5 protein-coding genes and 3 pseudogenes are annotated in these 5,770 nt (G+C 66.5%); 6 read left to right on the forward strand and 2 right to left on the reverse strand.

From position 1 onward, the window contains the following. Window positions 1–13: 13 nt before the first annotated feature. Both groES and groL read left to right on the forward strand, forming a co-directional pair. Window positions 14–316 carry a co-chaperone GroES gene (gene groES, locus ACLP9N_RS02110; protein WP_096444091.1) on the forward strand — a complete coding sequence of 101 codons (303 nt, stop codon included), beginning with the start codon at window positions 14–16 and terminating at the stop codon, window positions 314–316. 136 nt (window positions 317–452) lie between these two features. Next, complete coding sequence (groL, locus tag ACLP9N_RS02115; protein ID WP_442405849.1) at window positions 453–2,069, forward strand: chaperonin GroEL; 1,617 nt, start codon at window positions 453–455, stop codon at window positions 2,067–2,069. Window positions 2,070–2,110: 41 nt separating this feature from the next. Here the strand turns inward: groL and ACLP9N_RS02120 are convergent. Continuing rightward, window positions 2,111–2,328 (reverse strand): annotated as a pseudogene (locus ACLP9N_RS02120) (hypothetical protein); the annotation flags it as partial. 135 nt (window positions 2,329–2,463) lie between these two features. On the opposite strand from ACLP9N_RS02120, the pseudogene ACLP9N_RS02125 reads away from it, so the two are divergent. The 3 genes and pseudogenes from ACLP9N_RS02125 to ACLP9N_RS02135 all read left to right on the forward strand — a co-directional run. Continuing rightward, window positions 2,464–2,508, forward strand: a pseudogene (locus tag ACLP9N_RS02125) (hypothetical protein); the annotation flags it as partial. A gap of 191 nt (window positions 2,509–2,699) precedes the next feature. Next, window positions 2,700–3,719, forward strand: a complete 1,020-nt coding sequence (locus ACLP9N_RS02130; protein ID WP_442405850.1) for a sensor histidine kinase — start codon at window positions 2,700–2,702, stop codon at window positions 3,717–3,719. Between the two features lie 260 nt (window positions 3,720–3,979). Beyond that, a complete protein-coding gene (locus ACLP9N_RS02135; RefSeq protein ID WP_442405851.1) occupies window positions 3,980–4,246 on the forward strand; it encodes a DNA primase in 267 nt (88 codons plus the stop codon). A 484-nt stretch (window positions 4,247–4,730) separates the two neighbouring features. Here ACLP9N_RS02135 and ACLP9N_RS02140 read toward each other — a convergent pair whose 3' ends face one another. Then, entirely contained in the window at window positions 4,731–5,039 is a 309-nt protein-coding gene (locus tag ACLP9N_RS02140; protein ID WP_442405852.1) for a WhiB family transcriptional regulator, read from the reverse strand. 369 nt (window positions 5,040–5,408) lie between these two features. On the opposite strand from ACLP9N_RS02140, the pseudogene ACLP9N_RS02145 reads away from it, so the two are divergent. After that, window positions 5,409–5,770, forward strand: a pseudogene (locus tag ACLP9N_RS02145) (hypothetical protein); the annotation flags it as partial.

Below are 5,770 nucleotides of genomic sequence, written 5' to 3' on the forward strand. Positions count from 1 at the left end.
GAGGGCTCCAATCGTGGCGAAGGTGAACATCAAGCCACTCGAGGACAAGATTCTCGTGCAGGCCAACGAGGCCGAGACCACGACCGCGTCCGGTCTGGTCATTCCTGACACCGCCAAGGAGAAGCCGCAGGAGGGCACCGTCGTCGCAGTCGGCCCCGGCCGGTGGGACGAGGATGGCGCGAAGCGCATCCCCGTGGACGTGTCGGAAGGTGACACCGTCATCTACAGCAAGTACGGCGGCACCGAGATCAAGTACAACGGCGAGGAATACCTGATCCTGTCGGCACGCGACGTGCTGGCCGTCGTATCCAAGTAAGAGGTCGTGTTCCGCCCCGGCGATCCCCGTGTTTCCTCGCGGGTGATTTCCGGGGCGGCATGCGTTAGTCGAACTGCCCGGCTCCTCAGCACGCCACTGCTCGGCGTGCATCGTCGCCGGGCGAAAAAGGAGCCTGATGAGCAAACTGATTGAGTACGACGAAACCGCGCGCCGCGCCATCGAGGCGGGCGTGAACAAGCTCGCCGACACGGTCCGGGTGACTCTGGGCCCGCGCGGCCGGCATGTGGTGCTGGCCAAGGCATTCGGCGGCCCCACGGTCACCAACGACGGAGTCACCGTCGCGCGTGAGATCGAGCTGGAGGACCCGTTCGAGAACCTGGGGGCCCAGCTGGTGAAGTCGGTGGCCACCAAGACCAACGACGTCGCCGGCGATGGCACCACCACTGCGACCGTGCTGGCGCAAGCGCTGATCAAAGGCGGCCTGCGACTGGTCGCGGCCGGCATCAACCCGATCGCCCTGGGCTCGGGAATCGCCAAGGCCGCCGACGCGGTGTCCGAGGCGCTGCTGGCGTCGGCCACGCCGGTGTCCGGCAAGGACGGCATCGCGCAGGTGGCGACCGTGTCTTCCCGTGACGAGCAGATCGGTGAGCTCGTCGGCGAGGCGATGAGCAAGGTCGGAGCCGATGGCGTGGTCAGCGTCGAGGAATCCTCCACGCTGAGCACCGAGCTGGAGTTCACCGAGGGTGTCGGGTTCGACAAGGGCTTCCTGTCGGCCTACTTCGTGACCGACTTCGACTCCCAGGAGGCCGTCCTCGATGACCCGCTGATCCTGCTGCACCAAGAGAAGATCAGCTCGCTGCCCGACCTGCTGCCGCTGCTGGAGAAGGTCGCCGAAGCGGGCAAGCCGCTGGTGATCATCGCCGAAGACGTCGAGGGTGAGCCGCTGGCGACCCTGGTCGTCAACTCCATCCGGAAGACGCTGAAAGCGGTTGCGGTCAAGTCGCCGTTCTTCGGGGACCGGCGCAAGGCGTTCCTCGAGGACCTGGCGATCGTCACCGGCGGGCAGGTGGTCAACCCCGACGTCGGCCTGGTGTTGCGCGAGGTCGGTCTGGACGTGCTGGGCACGGCCAGGCGCGTGGTGGTCAACAGGGACGACACCATCATCGTCGACGGCGGCGGCTCGAAGGACGCGGTCGCTAACCGGGTCAAGCAGCTGCGCGCCGAGATCGAGGCCAGCGACTCGGAATGGGATCGCGAGAAGCTGCAGGAGCGGGTGGCCAAGCTGGCCGGCGGGGTGGCCGTCATCAAGGTGGGAGCCGCTACCGAGACCGCGCTCAAGGAGCGCAAGGAAAGCGTCGAGGATGCCGTCGCGGCCGCTAAGGCGGCAGTCGAGGAGGGCATCGTCCCGGGCGGCGGCTCGGCGCTCATCCAGGCCGGCAAGGGGCTCAAGGAGCTGCGTGCGTCGCTGACCGGCGACGAGGCGGCGGGCGTCGACGTGTTCGCGCAGGCCCTGGCCGCTCCGCTGTACTGGATCGCCACCAACGCGGGGCTGGACGGCTCGGTCGTGGTCAACAAGGTCGGCGAGCTGCCGGCCGGGCACGGACTGAACGCGAACACCCTCGACTACGGGGACCTGGCCGCCGACGGCATCGTCGACCCGGTCAAGGTCACCAGGTCAGCGGTGCTCAACGCGGCGTCGGTGGCCCGGATGGTGCTCACCACCGAGACGGCAATTGTCGAGAAGCCTGCTGACGCAGACGAGCACGACCACGGCCACGGCCACCATCACTAACAGTGAAACGAAGCGCCCCGGTCATCTGGCCGGGGCGCTTTCGCGTAGCCGGAGTACACGATCAGCCCCACCGCGGTAATCCCTAACGCGTGTGGCAAATCGACGTGCGGCCAGAGCAGGCCGAGCAGCACGAGAACATGCCGTTGAGGATTGCCTCGAGGTGACGCGGTCCCGACGGGACCCTGATCTCGTTCCTGCACGCGGGAATGGACGACACGACCGTGAGGCAGATCGGGCGCCTTCCGGTCGGCAAAAGCATCCTGGGTGCCTTGCTCAACCAACCAGAGTCGCTGCGGCTCGACGATCTGGCCGCGCATCCGGCCGCGGTCGGATTTCCCGACCACCACCCCCCGATGGGGGCCCTGCTGGGGTGCCGATCACGGTTCGCCAGACCATGTTCGGCAGCCTCTACCTCACCGAACCGACAAAACGACCGGCGTTCAGCGAAGCCGACGAGAACGCGGCGCGCGCGTTGGCTTCGGCGGCGGCGGTCGCCATCGACAACGCGCGACTGTTCGACCATGCCCGCTCCACCGCGGAGTGGACCGAAGCCAGCCGGGAGATCACCACCGCGATGCTGTCCGGAACCGACCTGCGCCACCGGCCGCTGCAACTGATCGCCGACCGTGTGTGTGTGCGCTGGCAGGAGCCGAGCAGGCCATCGTCCTGGTTCCCGTCGACGCCGACCTGCCCGTCGACGAGGTGGACACCCTGGTCGTGTCCACCGCGGCGGGCGTGCACGCCGAGCAGGTGCTGGGCCAACGAGTACCGGTCGACGACTCCACCACCGGCGTCGTCTTCCGTTCCGGCACTCCACTGATCACCGAAACGTTTCACCACCCGATCCAGGCGTTCACCGACGTCGGGCAGCGGCCCGCGATCGTGATGCCTTTACGTGCTGACCACCGCGTTCTCGGCGTGATCGTCGTCGTCCGCAACAGCGACCATCTCCCGTTTGACGCGAGACATCTGGATTCGCTCAGCGACTTCGCCGACCATGCCGCGGTGGCACTCACCCTGGCCACCGCCCGTGAGCAGGCCCGTGAGTTGAGCGTGCTGGCCGACCGCGACCGGATCGCCCACGATCTGCACGACCACGTCATCCAACGGCTCTTCGCCGCGGGCATGGACCTGCAGGGCACCATCGCCCGGTCACGGCCGGGCGTGATCACCGACCGGCTGAACCGCACGGTCAGCGACCTGCAGACCACGATCGAGGAAATCCGCACCGCCATCTTCGACTTGCAATCCGGGCCGGGACACGCGGCCGGCTTTCGGCAACGGGTCCAAGCCGCGGTCGCCGACCTGACAAATCACCACGACATCGTCACCACAGTGCAGATATCGGGACCAACGAGCGTGATCGGCGACGGCCTGGGCACACACGCCGAGTCGGTCATCCTCGAAGCGGTCAGCAACACCGTCCGGCACTCCGGCGCAACACAGTTGACGGTTGAGGTGACCGTCGCCGACGAGCTGGACATCACCATCACCGACGACGGCTGCGGTATCAGCGCCGACAATCAGCTCCGCAGCGGCCTGGCCAACATGGCCTCACGCGCCCAACAACTCGGCGGCCACTGCCACCTCGATTCACCACCCGCAGGCGGCACCGAGGTGCGCTGGCGGGTTCCACTAGCCGACATCTAACGCCGCCAGATCGACCAGAGTCGACTTACTGCGGGGCTGAGCTTGGATTCTTCCTGGCGGTGCGTCCGCGCCGCTAGCAGTGAAGTTCGGCCGACGCACCACCCGAAATGGGGCACCATCCGAGTGACGCAGCCATGACGATCAAGGTTGATCTCACCGACCGGCATGTGCTCGTCACCGGTGCGTCGGGTCCGCGGTGAACTGCACATTCACTGTGCGGTTCTCCTCACTGATACTGTGCGGAGCCCTGAACTGCACTGATGCTGGGGGTGCCGGTGGTGACCGACCCGAACATCCCGATCAACTTCGGTGCGGGCACAGATCAGGACCCGATCTACATCGCCAAAATGAGCGACCTGATGTTGTGGGAGACGGGTATTGGGGCATGTGTTTTGCCGCAAACGCCGGCCCAAGGACTCACGGTGGCATTGCAGGTGTATTCCTACGTCGCGTTCACCGCCGAACGGTATCCGCAGTCCGTCGTGGAGATCGCCGGGTTGACGGCGCCGAGCTTCACCGGCAGCTAAAGGCATGCGGGTGGCGATGGCGAAGACCGGACGTGTGGGTACGTCGCTATCGCGCCCGGCCCGCTCGCTGACCTGGGTCGACGACGATGCATTCCACGTCCAGCCGTCCAGCGCGTTTGGAGCCGGCGTTTCGCTCGACCTCAAATGTCCCCACATTCACACCGGTTCAGCGGTGTGTGTGATCGCAGTGGCGGTGGTGTGCCCAGGTTCGTCTCGTCGGCGTCGCTGAGGGGCCCACTGCCGGAGCAGCATGGCGCCACGTGGTCGGCGTCCACTCCTACCACCTGCCCGAGGCCGACGGCGCGATCGGACAGGACCACCTGGCCGCCATCGCCGACCAGTTCCGCCGACGCATGAGTACGCGCTCCGCAGTTGGACGTGCATCGGCGTCGCCGCCCTTGCCAATCCCCGGATGCGGGTCGAGATTCAAGTCACCGCGATCGTCGACGACTAACGGTGATAAGGGTGACAACCCCCCGCGGAGCTAGGCGGAGCGGCGGATGCCGCGTGCCCGGCCGATGTCGCTCTTGAGGAGCAGATCGCGCTCCGACTCGGACAGGCCGCCCCATACGCCGTAGGGTTCGCCGACCCCCAACGCGTGGGAACGGCACTCCTCGATCACCGGGCAACGCCGGCACATCTCCTTGGCGCGCTGTTCGCGTTGCATGCGGGCCCGGCCGCGCTCGCCGTCGGGATGAAAGAACATCGACGAATCGACGCCGCGGCACAGGCCCTGCAATTGCCAGTTCCAGATGTCGGCATTGGGTCCAGGTAGCTGTTCCGGCTGTGGCATGGCTTCTTCCCTCTCTGCACTGCACGCTCAAACGGAGTTCAGGTCGCGGCTGCGCGAGTGTGCAACTTAATGGGGTTTGCGTCACCGATGACTACCCGTCACGATAGACGTTAGGGGGGCTACCAAAAAACCGTCAACAGCTCCGTTCTTGGGCCGAATACCCAAGCGTTGCAAGAGAATTAACTCCGCGTTCATCTGTGGCGCGGTTCCGAAACTCGAAGCATGCTAACCGGGAGCCGATCGATGCCGAGATCCCGCAGTTCAGAGGCGTTTGGCCGGATAGTCGCAAATACGGTTCGGCCGCCCTGGGTAATATCCCGGTAACGCAGAGAGCACAGACTTTTTACTAATGAAACCCCCGCCATCAACGTGAGTGAAACTCCCCACAATTCGGCGATTCAACGAACACTGGCCACGGCCGCATTCGGAAACGAACCCGGCACCTGGCCGCTGCCCGCGGCGAGCACGCCGCACCAACTCTGGCTGCGGGCCGTTGCGTCCGGTGGGCAGGGTCGCTATGGCACCGCCTATGGCGATTTGGCGGCGCTGCGGCGCGCCCCCGCGGCCCCGCGGCTGGTCTCGCTGGCGCACAGCACGCAGGGCTCGCTGCTGCGTCAGCTCGGCTGGCACACGCTGGCGCGAGGGTGGGACGGCCGCGCGCTGGCGCTGGCCGGCACCGACCCCGAGGCTTGCGCCGACGCACTGATCGGGCTGGCGGCCGACGCGCTGGG

Source organism: Mycobacterium sp. (assembly GCF_052144515.1).
Classification (GTDB): domain Bacteria; phylum Actinomycetota; class Actinomycetes; order Mycobacteriales; family Mycobacteriaceae; genus Mycobacterium.

Excerpts from the sequence above, each read along its gene's own strand:
- groL (WP_442405849.1), top strand. The coding sequence starts at position 453 with ATGAGCAAACTGATTGAGTACGACGAAACCGCGCGCCGCGCCATCGAG.
- ACLP9N_RS02135 (WP_442405851.1), top strand. The coding sequence starts at position 3,980 with ATGCTGGGGGTGCCGGTGGTGACCGACCCGAACATCCCGATCAACTTC.
- ACLP9N_RS02140 (WP_442405852.1), bottom strand. The coding sequence starts at position 5,039 with ATGCCACAGCCGGAACAGCTACCTGGACCCAATGCCGACATCTGGAAC.